We start from the raw sequence: 17,357 nt of genomic DNA, 5'->3' as shown, positions 1-17,357 counted from the left end.
ATTTTCGGAACTTCAGGGGGGACACGGCTGGATGAAACTGGAAACAATGGTCTGAGCAGCCGAGGCCAGCGATCCTGAAGAAACAAGTCCCTGCTCCCCGGAAATCAATCAGTCGAGGCGACATCGATGCCGTCAGCAACGCCATCGAGCTGCCCTGGGAGCAACGGACAGGCCGAGGGCCAGATCGACCGCCTCAAGCCCTTCAAGCGCGCAATGTATGGTCGGGCAGGTGCCGAGGGCCGAATGCTATCACCGCTCCGCACAAAGCGAGGAAGAACCCGGTCAACTGCCAAACGGCACAAGCCCCAATCTGCGAACGCGCATGAAGTGGCGCCAACGTTTCAGCGTGCGACGCCTGATTCCTCATGCGCCCTCACGATGGCGTCCGCTTCCTTGCCGTATAGCTCCTCGAAGTGGTCGAAGGTCTTGGAAAAGTAACCAATGCCCTGCGTCGCCGAGCGCAGCGCCCGCGCCAGATCGTCGAGTGCGCCGCCTGGAACAAGTGCCCGGAAGATGTCCCATCCCTTGGAGGTTTCATCCCGGTCGAAGCCGAGAACCTGACCCTTGAGAGCGGAGACGATCTGGACGAGGCTGCCGGAATAGATCGACGGGATGTGAATTTCGCTGCGGAAGACCGGTTGCATCAAAACCGCCGATCCTTCGGAAAGCGCCTGCCGCACTCCCATTTTCGACGCAGTCCTGAAGGCGTGTTCCGAACTGTCGACGGCATGGTGCTGACCATCGAACAGCGTGACGCCGACATCGATGACCTGGAAGCCGAGCGGCCCTTTCTCCATCGCTTCGCGCGCGCCGGCTTCGACGGCAGGGATATAGTTGCGCGGAACGACGCCACCCTTGACGGTTTCGCTGAAGGTGAAGCCTCGGCCGCGCTCGTTGGGGCGAATGCTCAGCTTCACATCCGCGAATTGGCCGGCGCCGCCGGTCTGTTTGCGATGCCGGTAGTGAACCTCGGAGGGCTTCGCGATCGTCTCGCGGTAGATCGGACTGGGCGTTCGATCGGTTACCTCGATGTGGAAGACCTCGGACAGGGTTCGGCAGAGATCCCGCAGATGGACCGGGCCCTGGGCGCGGACGAGCTGGGCGCCCGTGCCTTCCTCCTGCAAAACGACAAGACCGCGATCCGTCTCGGAAAGTTTTGCCAGCGTTTCGGAGAGCTTGTTTTCATCGCGGTCGCTGCCCGGGACCAGGATCCTTTCAAGCATCGGCGTCGGTGGCTCGGTCCATTCGGGCGGGGCGATCGTCGCGTCTGATGTCAATAGCGACGGGACCGGCAAGTGGTCGGATTTGACCGTCGCGAAGACATCCCCCGGTGCAGGCGTGATCGCCGAGCTGGACCGTCCGTTTGCAGGATCCTGCACGGCGCCGAGGCTGGAGCCGCCCAGTGATGCGCCTTGCCGCAGTCCCTCGCCAAACGCACGCACCAGCACCGTCTTGCCGATATTCTGACGATGATAGGCATGGAAGCTCACGGCGGTCAGCTTGTTTTCATCGACATTGACCGCACGTGCCAGGCGCTGTCGAAGCACCCCTACCGGCGGCGCCTCGTGGCGCAGCGCCTTCATCAGCCTCATCATGCCGTTGCCGTGGCTTGCGGCACCGATCAGGACCGGAATGACCCTGTTTTCGCTCAGAACCCGGGATGAAATGGCATAGAGGGCGTCGCTGGGCGGCTCGCGATCTTCGACCAGTTCCTCGAGAAGCCAGTCATCGAATTCGGACAGGTGTTCCAGCAGCTCGCTGCGCGCTTCGTGCTCGCGCTCGGCAGCGCTTTCGGGGATTGCGATCAGCGCCGAAGTCTGGCCTTCGCGGTAGCGCCACGCCCGTTCCGAAATCAGATCGCAACTGCCGATGACCCTGTCTCCCTCGCGGATCGGGATCTGGCGAAGCAAAAGCGTGTGGTTGGCGTAGTCTTGAAGCGCGGCGATCACGTCCCTCAGCCGCCCTCTCGGTTCGTCCATCCGGTTGACGAAAAGGATGCACGGCGTCCCCGAGGCTTCGACGATCCGCAGATAGGGCGCGGCGAGCACAGCCTCCTCCGGTGCCGATGAAACGCACAGGATGCAGGCGTCGCTGGCAAGAAGCGCGTGTTGCACATGCGCCAAGGCTTCGTTCGGTCCTGGCGCATCAAGCGCGCACCACGCCTCGTTTCCAAAGGTGAATTCCGTGAGGTTCAGTCCATAAGGGGAGCTGGATTTTCTCGGCGTTCCCTCCAGCGAGCCGAGCTTTTCCACGACTGTCGATTTTCCCGTCTGCGAGGGTCCAAGCACGGTAAAGCAGCGCATCGGCATTCCTCCAACTGCCATAAACACAATTCTCAGCCGTCATAGGATGCCCTGAACCGCGGCAAGGCGCCAGAGGTGTTCAGTCTCACAACGCTTTGACCTATAGACGTAGGAGCTGTTCTCGAATTGTCAGCGACTACAAAACTCGGTCTTTGACAAACGGCATTCAAAGGCAACTGTATCGAAGCGACGACTGCTGTCAGCTTTGGTTTTGCTGTCAATAACCGCCCTGCGCCTCTGAGCTGGGTCATCTTACTGACTATGGAGCCAGGACATTGTTATCAATAAAGTCGACAAGGAACGACGGACCTCGCTAAGACGAGGCACTTCGAGAGGGTATCGCCGCCCCCTTGCTCCGCTACACGATCCATGCCTCTATTTAACCTTAGAGGGGTGAGCTTCAACGTCATGGCATCACGCACGAAGATAGCCGCTTCGCGGCAGCGCGGAACTGGGGTCGACCTCCATCCCCAAGCGACAACGGAAGGCTTGAGGATGAGTGTTGCGCGCAAGAATTCAACTCGGGTTGGCCCCGGCTACCCACAGGTCGTTGTGCTCGTCGGCGCGACGGGCGATCTCTCAAGGCGCAAACTACTGACCGGGCTGTTCCACCTCACCAATGCGGGCTTCATCCCAGGATGTCGCATTATCGGCGTCTCGCTCGACGACATCGATGCCGATGCCTTCCGCACCATCGCCCGTGACTCACTGGACAAATTCTTGACTCGCAAGTTCTCGCCGTCCGAATGGGAAGCATTTGCCGCATCGCTCGACTATGTTCCGCTCGCTGCCGGCGCCAATGCTCTCAAGGAAGCGGTCGATAGAGCCGAGAAAGCACTGGGCGCCGAGACGCGACGCGTGCATTATTTATCCGTGCCACCAAGCGCCGCCCTTCCGGCCGTGCAACTTCTCGCCCAGGCCGAGCTGACTGAACGCTCCCGTATCATCATGGAAAAGCCCTTCGGCACGGACCTTGCCAGTGCCGTTGAACTGAACAACAAGCTGCACGAGGTGTTCGACGAGAAGCAGATATTCCGCATTGACCATTTCCTCGGCAAGGAGCCGGCGCAAAACATCCTGGCCTTCCGATTTGCCAATGGCCTGTTCGAACCAATCTGGAACCGCAACTTCATCGACCATGTCCAGATCGACGTTCCGGAGACGCTCGGCCTTTCCACCCGCGCCGCCTTTTACGAGACCACCGGCGCCTATCGTGACATGGTGGTGACCCACCTCTTCCAAATCCTCGCCTTCATGGCGATGGAGCCGCCCACTGCCCTTGAGCCTGCGCCAATCTCGGAAGAGAAGAACAAGGTGTTCCGCTCCATGTTGCCGATTGAGCCGCGCGACGTGGTGCGCGGTCAATACATCGGCTACCGTAAGGAGCCTGGCGTCGATCCCGAAAGCGACACGGACACCTTCATCGCCCTGAAATGCGCCATCGACAACTGGCGCTGGGCTGGCGTGCCCTTCTACCTGCGTACCGGCAAGCGCATGGCAGAGGGGCAGCGCATTATTTCGATCGCATTCCGCGAGCCCCCGAAATCGATGTTCCCTCCGGGCTCTGGCGTGGGGGCACAGGGCCCTGACCACCTTACCTTCGACCTTGCTGATGCCTCCAAGGTCTCGCTGTCCTTCTATGGCAAGCGCCCTGGACCGGGCTTCCGGCTCGACAAGCTCTCGCTGCAATTTGCCATGAGCGAAACCGGCCTGATTGGCGAAGTTCTGGAGGCCTATGAGCGTCTGATCCTCGACGCCATGCGCGGCGACCACACGCTGTTCACTACGGCCGAGGGTATTGAGCGGCTCTGGGAGGTTTCCCAATCTCTCCTCGATAACCCGCCGCCCGTACGCCTCTACGACCAGGGCGGCTGGGGGCCGAAGTCGATCCACCAACTCATTGCCCCGCACGCCTGGCGCCTACCGTTCGAGCGCGCCTGGAGGGATGCGGCAAAGCGTGATTGAGGGTCAACCGTTGGATCGGTGCCGGCGACCAGAATGGCGCCGACCAATTGCCAAAGATCCCAATGCCAGATTGCGCGCAGGTGGCCGAAGCGGTTCAACCGCTCCAAACATTGCCGGGAGCTCGTCTGCGCCTGCAGCGCCGCGAAAGCTCGGAGGCTGGACTATTTTCGCTTTCGTACCGGCGCCAGCACGAAATCGTGCTCGACCTGCCAGAATGATCCTGCGAAACCGAGCTCCCTTGCCCTTGTGGGATCGTCCATCAGCTTGAATTCGGCCAGCAAACTCTCCTTGACGCCGAAGACCGCATCGGAATGGATGTAGCGATCGTCGGGATCGAAAATATGGGTCGTCAGCGTCTCAAACCCGTCCGCCTTGATAATATAGTGCAGATGGGCAGGTCGGTAGGGGTGACGGCCGAGCGCACCGAGCAGTTGCCCAACGGGACCATCGTTTGGGATCGGATAGTATTTCGGCTTCACCGCGCGGAACCAATAGAGCCCGTCCTTGCCGGTGCGGAATACACCGCGCAAATTGAAATCGGGCTGGATTCCCTTCTGCTGGACGTCATAGAACCCTTCGTCGTTCGCCTGCCAGACGTCGAGCACCGCATTTTCGATCGGGCGGCCTTCAGTATCGAGGATTCGGCCGCTGATCACCATGTCCTCACCCTTCTGGTCGAGGCAGATATTGGCGCCCATCGGCAGTTCCGGCGCATCCGCGACATGGAAGGGGCCGAGAACCGTGCTTTCGGACGCGCCCGATGGTTTACGGTTGTTGATTGCGTCGACCAACATCGATACGCCGAGCACGTCCGACAGCAGAATGAATTCCTGCCGCCAGTCGGTGCAGGTGTGACCGGTGCGGGTGAGAAAGAGGATCGCTTCCATCCATTCGTCCTGGGTCGGCTCCAGCTCTTTCACCGCCTCATGCAGCTTGCGGGTCACCACCTCCATCACCTGCTTCAGCCGCGCATCGCGTGCATTGGTGTTGCGGCCGGTGACGACCTCGACAGAGTTTTCCTCAGTGAAATAGCCTTTTTCTTCGATGCTCATCGTCGCCTCACCGATCCAGAATTGCTCTCAATACACGACGCAGCTCGTTTTCCGGATCGGCGACTGCGGCATGCGAACGCCAGCCGACATGATGGTCCGGACGCACGAGCAGAACGCCGGCATCGCGGATTTCGCGGGCGCGCGCCCAGTCTCCCGTCAGGTCCTGCCATTCCTGCCTCGGGCCGATCTTATGAGCCGTGATCGGCAGGCCGAACTCCTTCGACAAAGCCCTCGCCGCCGCAATCCAGCCGTCGCCACCGATACCGGTCAACAGGGTGAAGACGCCATGACCGGTGAGATCGAGGCTCGAAACTTTCCTGCCGCTGTCGTTGAACAGCCAGGCATGCGGCAGCCGCGCGCCCGGCCACGTCGTCGGTTGGAAATGTAGCTCGGCATCCTTCTCGTAGGCTGGCTCCGGCTGCCCGTCCTTGATGACGGCATTCGAAGCGTAGCGATGGTTCATCTCCACGCCATGCGCGTCGAACTCGTAGACCTTATAGGCGATCGCCTCGCGGATTGCCGTGCGCTGGCGTTCGGCATCGGCGGTATCATCGCAGCGCGCATCCATGTTCTGCTGCATTTTCACCGGATCGACGGAATCGAGCAGACCCAGCGACTTGAAGATCGGGCCGAATTCCTCGATCGACTTGTTGGCGCGGGTAACGATCTGCTTGGCGACTGGCGCACGTTCGGCCTGGTAGCTCTCGAGCAGGGCCATGCCCGCCTGACCCTTAAGGACCAATGCGAGCTTCCAGGCGAGGTTGAAGCCATCCTGGATCGAGGTGTTGGAGCCGAGGCCGTTCGAAGGCGGATGGCGATGGACGGCATCACCCATGCAGAACACCCGACCGTTCGACACGCTCGTCGCGTACATGTTGTTCACAGTCCAGGTCGAGACGGATTTGATCTTCGGCTTGAGATCGGCAACGCCGACCAGTTCGCGCACGACCTTGGTGGCGAAAGCATCGTCGACCTGAGGCGCGGGCTGATTGATGTCGTAGCCCCATACGATCAGCCATTCGTTCCATGGCCGCACCATGCGCACAAGGCCCATGCCGATGCCGCCGACATCGGCGCCGGGCTGCAGCACCCAGTAAAGCACCGACGGGCGATGGGCGACATAGCGCGAGAGATCAGCCTCGAACAGAATGTTCATCGAGCCGGCAACACCCATCTTGCCTTCGAAGGTCAGATTGGCATGCTCCGCCACCTTGGAGTTGCCGCCATCGGCGCCGATCAGGAATTTCGAGCGGATAACCAGCTCCCTGCCGGTCAAGCGGTCGAGACAGGTGGTCGTGACCCCTTCGGCATCCTGAACATGGCTCACATACTCAGTCGACATGCGGGCCTGGGCGCCGCGCGAGCAGGCTGTCTTGAACAGCAGCGGCTCCATGTAAGTCTGCGGCAGGTCGTTCATGTGGGCGGGCGATGAAAGAAGGTGCTCGGCACGCGACAGCGGGTGGTTGCCCCAGCTCTGCATGCGGCCGATTTCCTCGCCGGCAACCGCCGTGCAGAAGACATTCTGCCCCATCAAATCCTGTTCGACCGCGAAGAGATAGGCCTCCTCCTCGACGTCGCGACCGAGATCGCGCAGAACCTCCATCGTCCGCTGGTTGGTGATGTGCGCGCGCGGCGTGCTTGCCAGCCAGCGATAACGGTTGATCACCATCGGCTCGAGGCCGTAGGTCGCAAGCAGCGCCGCGGTCGCCGAGCCGGCGGGTCCCGTACCGATGATCAGAACGTCGGTGGTGATGTCAGCCATTTGGCCCTCCCTTTTCATCATGTAGCGTTGATCCGCCTCTCAGCAGGCGACGGACCGGAAAGAGTTCCCAACCGGTACGGCTGGATATGACACCCCACAGACCGCGTGGGGCGCACAGCATCGTGACGATAGCAAGCGCCCCGAGCGCCAGGAGATACCAGGAGCCGTAGCTCGAAAAGGCATTCTGCAGCAGGAAGAAGACGAGCACGCCGACGAGCGGCCCTTCGATGGTGCCGATGCCGCCTATGACGACAATGAACACGACATAGGCGGTCCAGTCGGTGAGCGAGAAGGCGGCATCCGGCGATATGCGCGCCTTCTGCAGGTAGATGAGCGCACCGACCATGCCGGTCACGGAAGCGGTTGCCAGATAGACAAGGATCTTCAGCCGCCGCGCATCGACGCCGAGCGCACGGGCCGCTGTCTCATTGTCGCGCACGGCGGCAAGGCCAAGGCCCTGCTTGCTGCGCAGCAGTCGATAGATGAAGCCGATCGTCAGCGCGACGAGAGCCAGCGCCAGCCAATAGGTGAGCGCATCGGCCGCTGCCGCGGAGCGCATGCCGAACCAGTTCTGCAGCACCGAGATACCGAGCATATCCTTGGTGGCTTCGCGCGGCAGCGAAGTTCCCGTTCCGCCGCCGAGCATCTTCCACTGGGCGAATAGCAACCGCCCGACTTCGGCGATGACCCAGGTGCCGATCGCAAAATAGGGGCCGTAGAGCCGGAAGGAAAAGAATGCGGCCGGCGCTGCGATCAGCATTGCGAAGAGGCCGGCGAGCGGAATGGCAAGGATCGGATCGACACCGGCAAGAATGACGAAGCCGAACAGCGCATAGGCGCCGGAGCCGACAAAGAGCTGCTGCCCGACCGAGATCAGTCCGGCATAGCCGGCAAGCAGGTTCCAACTCTGCGCCAGCGCCAGCATCGTCAGGATGAAGAACAGATCCTGCACGACCCCGCGCGACACCATGAAGGGTGCAGCGGCGAGCGCGGCCGCCGCGACAAGCGAGAGGATGATGAAGATGCTCGAAAGCCGCGTCCGCGTTTCCACCCGCCAGCCCGGCGGTGCAGCAATTTCGGTCGGCATTGTTTCGAAACCCGGAGTCATGGCGCCCTCAATCCACGGCGCGGGGGAAAAGACCGCGCGGCCGGAAGACCAGCACGAGCAGGAAGGCGATATGCCCGGCAAGAATCTGCCATTCGGGATCGACCGCAGCGCCGACCGTCTGGGCAACTCCCAGGATGACGCCGCCTGCAAGCGTGCCCCAGAGCGAGCCGAGACCACCGATGATGACGGCTTCGAAGGCGTAGATCAGCCGCGCCGGCCCAGCCGTCGGATCGAAGTTCGCCCGCATACCGAGATAAAGGGCAGCAACCGTCACGATCATCATCGCAAGGCCGGTCGCGACGGCGAAGATCGTATTCGGCCGAATGCCCATCAGGCTCGCCGTCACCACATCGTCCGAGGTGGCCCGGAAGGCGCAGCCGAGCTCGGTGCGGTAGATGAGCTGGTTGAGACCGACGATGACGAGGACTGCCGAGGCAAAGGTGATGAGCGGCATCAGGCCGGCGCCGACACCCCCGAATTGCAGTGAAGCCGTTTCGAGGGCGCCCGCGGAGATCCGCCGGCTATCGGCCGTGAAGCTCTCCAACAGACCGTTCTGAATGACGATCGACAGGCCGAAGGTGACGAGCAACGGTGGCAGGATGTCGTTGCCAAGGGTTCGGTTCAGCAGGTGATATTGCAACAGCCAACCGACGGCGAACATCAAGGGGGCGGCGATCAGCGCAGCCAGGAAGGGATTGAGCCCCAACAAAGAGACAAGTACCAGGATCAGGAAAGCCGCCAGGACGATGAGATCGCCATGGGCGAGATTGACCAGGCGCATGATGCCGAAGACGAGGCTGAGACCTGCCGCGAACAGCGCATAGAGCCCCCCGAGCAGAACACCTTGCAGAAGCGTATCAAGCCAGTTCATGGGTGTCCGTTCCAAAATAGGCCGCATGGATATCGGCGCGATCGAGTTCTGCGGGGCGGCCTGTCAGGGTGATGCGGCCCTCCATCATGCAGTAGATGCGATCGGCCACCTTCAGCGCCTGGGCGATATCCTGCTCGACGATGACGGTGGCCGCACCCGCAGCGCGGATATGGGAAAAGGCGGCATAAATGTCCTTGATGACCACGGGGGCGAGGCCGAGGCTCAGCTCGTCGCACAGAAGAACCTCCGGATTGGACATCAGCGCCCGGCCGATGGCGACCATCTGCTGTTGCCCGCCCGAGAGCGCCGTCGCCGGATTGCGGCGTCTCTCCTTCAGGACGGGAAATAGCGAATAGATGCTGTCGAGCGCCCAGGGTCCGGCGACGCGGCGGCCATAGCGGCCGATCTTCAGATTTTCCTCCACCGTCAGCGACGGGAACAGCTTCCGCCCCTCCGGCACGAGCGCGATGCCGCGCCGCACGACATCGGATGCAAGCATCGCCCCAATCGGCTCGCCATGGTGCAGGACCATATCGGGCTTGTTGGCGATGACACCGGCGATCGAGCGCATCAATGTCGATTTCCCCGCACCATTGGCGCCGATAATGGCGATGGTCTCGCCGGCCTCGAGCCTGAGATCAACGCCGAGCACGGCCTGGAAATCGCCGTAGGAGGCCGTGAGGCCGCGAGTTTCGATGAGGCTCATCGTCAGACCTCCATCCCGAGATAGATTTCGCGCACCTCGCTCGACGCCATGATCGCGTCGGACTTGCCGATGCCGATCACCCGGCCGAAATTGAGAACGAGGATGCGCTCGGCCACAGCTGTAAGAGCGTGCAGCACATGTTCGATCCAGATGATTGCGATGCCGCGCTGGTGAACCCGCTTGATCGTCGCGACGAGCTGGCGGCATTCGCCTTCCGTCAGACCGCCGGCGATCTCGTCGAGAAGCAACAGCTTCGGCTGGGTGGCGAGCGCACGCGCCAATTCCAGCCGCTTGCGTTCAAGCAGGGTCAACGATCCGGCAGGCACATTGGCTTTGGCGATCAAGCCGGTCTCGACAAGGATGTCCGCGCACGAAGCCGAGACGTCGCTTTCCCTCGCCTTGGCACCGAAAGCACCGGCAACCAGCAGGTTTTCATAGGCCGTCAGACGCGCGAAAGGCTGCGGGATCTGGAAGGTGCGGCCCATGCCGGCAAGGCAACGTTGCATCGGCGGCACATGGGTGACATCGCGGCCGTCGAACCGGATCGATCCTCCGGCAACGGAGAGATTGCCGTTGATAAGGTTGAACAGCGTCGATTTACCGGCGCCGTTCGGCCCGATGACTCCGAGCGCCTCGCCAGGCTCGACAGAGAAGCCGATATCCTCGGCGACGACGAGCGCGCCGAACGCCTTCGAGACTCCCTTCAATTCCAGTAGGGGCATTGTCGTTCTCCGTTGGAGGCCGCCCGACCGAGTGCCGGGCAACCCTGCTTTCACGCAAGGGCTTCGAGCTTGCCGCCAAGCGGTACGTTCGGCGCCAGGCCGTTTTCGACGACGACGAGATCATAGCCGCCGCCGGATTTCAGCCGCCATTGGCCGCCGACCAGCGGCGTCTTGGCGACATTCTTTTGCGCGAACGGCGGCAGCTTCTCATTGCCCCAGGCAACCGGCCCGACGAGCGTGTCGAGCTTGGTTTCGCCGATCGCCTTGGCGACGGCATCGGCATCGCCCGCATCCTCGCTCCGCGTCATGATATCGACGGCGAGCTCGAACAGTGCATGGGCAAAGCCGATCGGCTGGGTCCATGGGCGTCCGGTTGTCTTGGTGAAGGCAGCCGCCACGGCGGCAGCGGTCTCGCCCGTCAGCGACGATTTGAACGGATGCGTCGGGGTCCACCAAACCTCGGTCGAGAGATTGTGCCCGGCATTTCCCAACGCTTCGACGGTCTGCGGGAAGAGAAGCGCCTTGCCGATCGAGGCGACCTTCGGCTTCAGGCCTTGCTGCTTGGCCTGGTTCCAGAAAGTGGTGAGGTCGGGGGGGATCATCACCCCGGTCAGGATATCGGTGCCTGCCTGCTTGAAGGCATTGATCTGCGCCGAGAAATCATCCGTCAGATTCTGGTAGCGGCCGGTATCCGTCAGCCCGTAGCCGAGCTTTTCCAGGACCGGCGGGAAGCCGACGACCTTGTCGCCCCAGGCATTGCCGTCACCATCATTCGGGAACAGGCCACCGACCTTTTTATTCGTCTCGATTTGGCTCCACATGCCGGTAAAGACGGCGATGATATCCTCAAGGCCCCAGAAGAAATGATAGGCGTAATTGAAGGGCTTCCAGGAGGCCGGATCGCCGGGATTGCCCTGCTGGCCGATGAACCAGGGCTGCCACGGCGCGACCGTGGAAATGCAGGGCATCTCCTCGCCCTCGCAGGTCGTGGAAACCGGATTGGTCGTCTCCGGTGTCGAGGATACGAGCATCAGGTTGATCTGGCTGTCGACGATCAGCTCCTTAGCGACTTCGGCGGCGCGGTTCGGGTTCGACTGGCTGTCCTTGACCACGACCTCGTAGTTCAGGCCCTTTGCCTTCGTTGTCGCCAGGAAGGCATCGATGACGAACTTGTCGGCTTCGCCGAAAGCGGCGAGCGGCCCCGTCTGCGGGCTGACATAGCCGAGCTTGATTGCCGCATTCTTGGCAATCGCCGGCATGGGCAGGCCCGAGGTTGCAATCAATGCGCCGCCGGCCGCCGTCGTCTTCAGAAAATCGCGTCTTGTGAACATGTTTCCTCCTCCCATTGTCTCTCCTCCCAAAGAGTGCGCCCGCAGGCGCCTGTGTCTCATTCCATAGGCCGTCGGCCCTCCCAAGCGTCCTGCAGAAGCTGGCGGATCGCACTCCGTTCGATCGGCCGCGGATTCCAGTAGGGATTCTCGACAGCGATCGCAGCCGCGCGATCGAGATCGATTTCTGTCAGCCCGAATTCCTTGAGCGATAGGGGCGATCCGATCGCCCTGGCGAAATCCCAGAGCCCGCCACCGATGGCGCCGCCGAAAATCTCGGCCGCTCCTGCCAGCTCCGATGCCGCGGCTGCGGCATTGAAAGCGGCCGTATGCGGCAGCATCACCGCATGGGTTTCGGCATGCGGCGTATCGAAGGAACCGCCGAGCGTGTGACAAATCTTGTGATGCAACGCCATGCCGACCGTGCCGAGCACCGAGCCGCAGAGCCAGGCGCCGTAAAGGGCATCGCTGCGCGCCTCAGCGTTCTTCGGATCGTTGACGATAACCGGCAGGCTTCGGGCAAAGGCGCGCAGGCCTTCCAGCGCCATCAGGCTCGAAATCGGATTGCGGTCTTGCGCGTAAAGCCCTTCGACGGCATGGGCCATGGCGTTCAGCCCACTCGTCACGCTCATGGCGACCGGCAGGCCGAGCGTCAGCGCGGGATCGTAAATCACGATCTCCGGCAATATCCTGGCATCGCGCACCGTCGTCTTGCGGCCGCCTTCGGTCTGCCCGAGGATCGGCGTCACCTCCGACCCGGCATAGGTCGTGGGAATGACGATCTGGAGAAGATCGGTGCGATAGGCAATCGCCTTGCCGAGCCCCGTTGTCGATCCGCCGCCGAGGCAGACGACGCAGTCCGCCGCGGTTTCCTCGACCACCCGCATCGCCGCCTCCGTCACCTCGACGGGCGTGTGCATGGTCGCGCCTGAGAAGACGCCGCAGGCAAGCGGCTCGATCTCTTCGGCCAGCGCCTGTGCATCAGCCTTCTGCTGCGGCGTCGAGAGGATCAGGGCCCGCTTGCAGCCGGCTTTGGCGACCCATTGCGCGACCCGGTTGCGGCTGCCGGCACCGAAGACGATTTGGGCGGGACTGCCCGCATAGGAAAAATCCTGGGTCATGCCGCCCTCCCCGGCTTTGCTCGCACCATCACGAAGGTGAGGCTCAACGCCTTGGCGCGCTGTCCATCGATCTCGGACGGCTCGAAGCAGGCAATGAGCTCGGGCCGCACGCCGAAGAGGGCGTCTTCGCCAAGGTGTGGATCGCTCGCATCGTAAATCTGGGTGGTGATCGTCTCGAAGCCCTTGGCACGAACGACGAAATGCAGGTTCGCCGGGCGGCGCAGCGGATAGCCCGCCTCGGCGAGCAGCCGCCCGACCGGGCCATCGTCCGGCACGCCATAACCCGACGGCATGACGGAGCGGTAATGGAACCGTCCGTTGATATCGGTATGGAAGAGGCCGCGCAGATTATGTTCCGGCTGCAAATCCGGCTGCTGGTTCTCGTAAAAGCCCTCGGCATTCGCCTGCCAGGTTACGACCTCGGCGCCTGCGATCGGCAGGCCATCGAGATCCTGCACCCGCACGGACACCGCCAGCGGCTCGCCGATCCCGTCGAGCGAGATCGAAGAACCCGATACCCTTTCTGGGGCATCATTGCGGAAAAACGGTCCGCGAATGGTATTCGGCGTCGCCGCTTTCGGCCGCCGCGAATTGATTTCCTCGACCAGGGCCGACGCGCCGATGAGATCCGACAGAAGCACCCATTCCTGTCGCCGCTCGTCCGAGGCATGGCCGACATCGGTCAGGAAGGCAACGACCTTGCGCCACTCGTCCTGGGTCGGGCGAAACTGCTTGATGAGATCATGAACATGGATGACGGCGGCAGCGATCAGCCGTGAAAGATTGCCGTCACTGCCAGCGGAGAAGCGTTCCGAGAAAACCTCCGCCGACGTCGCCTCGCTGAATGTGAGCGCCTTTGCCCGCTCCGCCATGCTCATCCTCCACGATCTCACGTGTACCCGAGGTTGATACTAACAGCCGGAATTGCATGGATTGATGATTTTGTTGCAAAACAATATAACGGATCGTTATGAAGTTCGACGAACGTCACCTGATCCAGCTTGCCGCCGTCGTCAAAACAGGCGGCGTAACCGAAGGCGCGGCCTTGCTGGGCCTCGCTCAGCCTGCCGTTTCGCGCACCTTGTCCATGTTGGAGAAAAGGGTGGCCGAGCCGCTCTTCGTCAAGGGTCGCCGGCCATTGCAGCCGACGCCGTTTGGTCTTTCGCTCGCCGAACACGGCCTCGTCATGCTCGCAGCCTCACGCAAGGCCTCCGATCTCGTCGAAAGCTTCCGCGTCGGCAAGAGCGGCGTCGTACGGATCGGCGGCACGCCCTTCTTCATGGATGCGCTGATTGCCGGGCTGTGCGCGGAGTTTCAGACAAGCCGTCCGGACGTGCGGATCGATCAAAGCTACGGTTATTTCCCGGATCTGCGCGCAGCGCTGAAGGCAGATCAGATCGACCTCGCCATATGCCCGATCGACATACTCGACGAGGGTTCCGGGCTCGAATTCCAGCAGATTCTCCCAGGCCGCAATGTCGTGGCCTGTCGGGTAACCCATCCGCTGCTTCTGAAACGGCGGCCGCAGCCGAGCCAACTGCTCGACTATCCGTGGATTGCGCCGCCACCGGGAAGCCCGCTGCTGGCGGACCTGCGCGCGCTGCTGCTCTCCTTCGGCGCCACCGAGATCAAGATCCGCTATACCGGCGGCTCGCTGATGAGTGTAATCAACTACCTGAAATCGGCGGATGCGCTGACCGTCATGCCGCACAGCGTCGTCTTCGCGCAGCGCAAGGAAAAGACGATCACCGCACTGCCAATCACCATCCCTCATCCAGAGCGCGCCCTTGCGATCCTCAAGCGCGTCGATGCTCCACGAGCTCCCGCAGTCGATCAATTTGCCGAATTCGTCCGCCTGGGTTTCCAAGATCTTCGGCATCTGATCAAACGTCATGAGGAGTCGGTGATTTGGGGCGTTTGAGAGCCCCCATGGGATACGAACCGGGACCGCGTCCTTGGCTAGAAGTCCCATATCTCCGATGTTCCAGCAGCAGGCTCGGCTGAGGCCGAGAAGGAATGACCGATTTGGGGCCGGTGGCCGACCGTCCGCTACGAGACACCCAACACCAAAAGCGGACATCAGAATTATTGCCGCCGAGGCCTGAGATTGACCCCTTTTGCTGCCGCTCGAGATCGATCCGAGGACGTGCGGTATGTGCTAGTATGCGGCCGGCGGAATGCGACAGACGCACTGCGACGGGCTTGTGATCGATCCGAAATACGCGCGACGGAGAGCCGACGTTGTACTTTTGGAGGGGAGACGAGGACGATGGCGACACCACAGCAACCCAGTCTAATAGTTCGACAGAAATCCCCACCGAACATCGAGTTTCCGTTTGCGTCGCTCTCCGATTGGCTGATCCCAGCCGAGTTGTTCTTCGTGCGAAACCATTTCCCGTCGCCGGAGCTCGATGCGCGAGACTGGAGACTGCGCGTTGGCGGGGCGGTAGAGCGGCCGATCGAACTTGACCTCGACAGCATCAAGGCGATGCGGAGCACGACTTTCACTGCCGTCGTGGAGTGCGCAGGGAACGGGCGCGTCTACTATGTGCCACCGAAGGAGGGGTTACAGTGGCAGAACGGAGCCGTCGGCAACGCCGCCTGGACAGGTGTTCTTCTGCGCGAGGTTTTGGAAATGGCCGGCGTTAAGCGAACCGCACGTGAGGTTCTGCTGACAGGCGCCGACAGCGGCGTCGTCGACACGAACAAGAAAACGGCTTCTCCTGGCCCCATCGCTTTTGCGCGCAGTTTACCGCTTGAGAAGGCCATCGCTGACAGCACGATCCTTGCCTATTCGATGAACGAGGAGCCGTTGACGCGCGATCACGGCTACCCACTACGAGCGGTGGTGGGTGGCTGGTTCGGCATGGCTTGGATCAAGTGGATTACGGATATCACGGTTGTGGAACAACCGTTCCTCGGCTACTGGCAGGCGCGCGACTATTTCCGTTGGGAACGCAGCCTCGGGGAACCCACGCTGGTTCCCCTTGCGGAGATGGAGGTCAAAGCGCAGATCGCGCGTCCCGTAGAGGGGGCGCACCTCATTGCCGGCCAACCCTACCGGATTTTCGGAGCCGCTTGGAGCGGAGAGGCTGCTATCCGGCAGGTGCAGGTCTGCACGGGAGATGGCAGGGGATGGCGCGAGGGAAGGCTCCTCGAAACAGAACGTCCCTTTGCATGGCGCTTGTGGGAGTACATATGGACCCCTGAAGAAGTGGGGCGATATACACTGCGATGTCGCGCGATCGATGGGGCGGGGTGCGTGCAGCCCGACCTTCCGCGTTCCGACTGCGAGAGCTACGCGGCCAATTGGATCGTTCCGGTGGAGGTTACCGTCGTTCCCGAGCAACGAAAATACGAGGAGGAATTCGTGATCTAATCACCCGCATGGTGCGGAATGGGGCTCTCGGCGCAAGTGTGACCCGCGTTGTCACTGCGTCATGTCGCTTTGCAGCAATAGCGCCCCTTTGGCTGAATGACCATGAGAAAGGCGCAAAGCTGATCGAATCTCGTTAGAGCCTCTCAGAGCAAAGAGGAACGGCCCCACGACGTGCAGGGCAGTCTCTATTCAGATCTCAGTCCGCTCGGCCAGTTCCAGTGCATCCTCAATGTCGACGCCAAGATACCTGACCGTGTTCTCGATCTTGGTATGGCCAGCAGGATCTGGATCGCCGGTTGCCGGGCCTTAGAGTTCGTGGCGGCCTTCGTTCGCCGCAGGGAATGCGGCCCGTAATCCTCCCGACGGAGGCCGATCGCCGTCACCCACTCATCTACCAGCCAGGCGTACTGCCGAGTACTGAGATGATTACCGTGGTCGATCCGACTGGGAAAGGCATAGTCATCGACTGTTCCTCCCCTTCGTTGAAGCCAGGCAAGCAGACTAGCTCTAACCTCGGTCGTGATTTCGAACTGCACGGGCCGTCCAGTCTTCTGCTGGACGACCATTGCGCGAGTTCGAATTTCGTGCCCCGTGACGAGAGTCCCGATTTTCAGTTTTACCAGATCGCGGCCGCGGAGCTTGCTGTCGATGGCGAGATCGAAAAGCGCGCGATCTCTCATCCTTCCTCCTCGGTCGAGGAAGAAACGGACTGCCCAGATCTGGCGCTGCTTGAGGGGCTTCTTGACGCCAACTTCCTTGCCTGCGTTCCAAGCCGGTCGACCCAGTGCGGCAGGATCATATTGCGAGACACCCATTCCAGTTCTCCTATGGCCACCGTTGGCCAGAGGGAGAACGCGCACCTTCTGGTTATATGACGGGGCCGGTGGCCGACCGTCCGCTCCTTGGACACTCAACACGCGGACATCAAAGTACTTGCCGCGAAAGTCTGGGATTGACCCGAAGCTGCCGTTTGGATTGCAATACCGGAACGGCACAAAGGAGGGATTCATGACCTTCGATGAAGTTTGTGGATCTCGGTG

Annotated in this window: 13 protein-coding genes and 1 pseudogene; 3 read left to right on the top strand and 11 right to left on the bottom strand. The window is 61.7% G+C overall.

What is annotated here, in order from left to right; genetic code table 11:
• Positions 1-341 precede the first annotated feature (341 nt).
• Positions 342-2,303: an elongation factor G gene (locus tag HJC04_RS18310; RefSeq protein WP_221146780.1), complete on the bottom strand. Its 1,962-nt coding sequence runs from the start codon at positions 2,301-2,303 to the stop codon at positions 342-344.
• A 495-nt stretch (positions 2,304-2,798) separates the two neighbouring features.
• Here HJC04_RS18310 and zwf point away from each other — a divergent pair, with 495 nt between their 5' ends.
• Positions 2,799-4,268, top strand: coding sequence for a glucose-6-phosphate dehydrogenase (gene zwf / locus HJC04_RS18305; RefSeq protein ID WP_210628789.1), 1,470 nt, complete (start codon positions 2,799-2,801; stop codon positions 4,266-4,268).
• Between the two features lie 161 nt (positions 4,269-4,429).
• Here zwf and HJC04_RS18300 read toward each other — a convergent pair whose 3' ends face one another.
• From HJC04_RS18300 to HJC04_RS18260, 9 genes are read right to left on the bottom strand one after another with little or no spacing between them, the layout of a single operon-like run.
• Entirely contained in the window at positions 4,430-5,320 is an 891-nt protein-coding gene (locus tag HJC04_RS18300) for an intradiol ring-cleavage dioxygenase (RefSeq protein ID WP_221146779.1), read from the bottom strand.
• A gap of 7 nt (positions 5,321-5,327) precedes the next feature.
• Entirely contained in the window at positions 5,328-7,082 is a 1,755-nt protein-coding gene (locus tag HJC04_RS18295; protein ID WP_221146778.1) for an FAD-dependent monooxygenase, read from the bottom strand.
• A complete protein-coding gene (locus tag HJC04_RS18290) occupies positions 7,075-8,190 on the bottom strand; it encodes a branched-chain amino acid ABC transporter permease (RefSeq protein WP_210628792.1) in 1,116 nt (371 codons plus the stop codon). Before HJC04_RS18290 ends, HJC04_RS18295 begins: the two co-directional genes overlap by 8 nt.
• Positions 8,191-8,197: 7 nt before the next feature.
• A complete protein-coding gene (locus HJC04_RS18285) occupies positions 8,198-9,061 on the bottom strand; it encodes a branched-chain amino acid ABC transporter permease (RefSeq protein WP_210628793.1) in 864 nt (287 codons plus the stop codon).
• On the bottom strand, positions 9,048-9,767 hold the full coding sequence (locus tag HJC04_RS18280) for an ABC transporter ATP-binding protein (protein ID WP_210628794.1): 720 nt from the start codon (positions 9,765-9,767) through the stop codon (positions 9,048-9,050). Before HJC04_RS18280 ends, HJC04_RS18285 begins: the two co-directional genes overlap by 14 nt.
• Positions 9,768-9,769: 2 nt before the next feature.
• A complete protein-coding gene (locus HJC04_RS18275) occupies positions 9,770-10,489 on the bottom strand; it encodes an ABC transporter ATP-binding protein (RefSeq protein WP_210628795.1) in 720 nt (239 codons plus the stop codon).
• Positions 10,490-10,539: 50 nt separating this feature from the next.
• Positions 10,540-11,820 (bottom strand): ABC transporter substrate-binding protein, encoded by a 1,281-nt coding sequence (locus tag HJC04_RS18270; RefSeq protein ID WP_210628796.1) that lies wholly within the window; start codon positions 11,818-11,820, stop codon positions 10,540-10,542.
• A gap of 56 nt (positions 11,821-11,876) precedes the next feature.
• Positions 11,877-12,938 (bottom strand): maleylacetate reductase, encoded by a 1,062-nt coding sequence (locus HJC04_RS18265; RefSeq protein WP_221146777.1) that lies wholly within the window; start codon positions 12,936-12,938, stop codon positions 11,877-11,879.
• Entirely contained in the window at positions 12,935-13,810 is an 876-nt protein-coding gene (locus HJC04_RS18260) for a dioxygenase (protein ID WP_221146776.1), read from the bottom strand. Before HJC04_RS18260 ends, HJC04_RS18265 begins: the two co-directional genes overlap by 4 nt.
• A 98-nt stretch (positions 13,811-13,908) precedes the next feature.
• On the opposite strand from HJC04_RS18260, the gene HJC04_RS18255 reads away from it, so the two are divergent.
• On the top strand, positions 13,909-14,859 hold the full coding sequence (locus HJC04_RS18255; RefSeq protein ID WP_210628799.1) for a LysR family transcriptional regulator: 951 nt from the start codon (positions 13,909-13,911) through the stop codon (positions 14,857-14,859).
• A 348-nt stretch (positions 14,860-15,207) separates the two neighbouring features.
• Positions 15,208-16,317 (top strand): sulfite oxidase, encoded by a 1,110-nt coding sequence (locus tag HJC04_RS18250; protein WP_210628800.1) that lies wholly within the window; start codon positions 15,208-15,210, stop codon positions 16,315-16,317.
• A 189-nt stretch (positions 16,318-16,506) separates the two neighbouring features.
• Here HJC04_RS18250 and HJC04_RS18245 read toward each other — a convergent pair.
• Positions 16,507-17,132: pseudogene (locus HJC04_RS18245) on the bottom strand (tyrosine-type recombinase/integrase).
• Positions 17,133-17,357: the final 225 nt, after the last annotated feature.

It is taken from the genome of Rhizobium sp. NLR8a, from assembly GCF_019685235.1.
GTDB lineage: Bacteria > Pseudomonadota > Alphaproteobacteria > Rhizobiales > Rhizobiaceae > Rhizobium.
The sequence above is the reverse complement of the archived record's forward strand: the minus strand, read 5'-3'. Positions and strand labels throughout refer to the sequence as shown.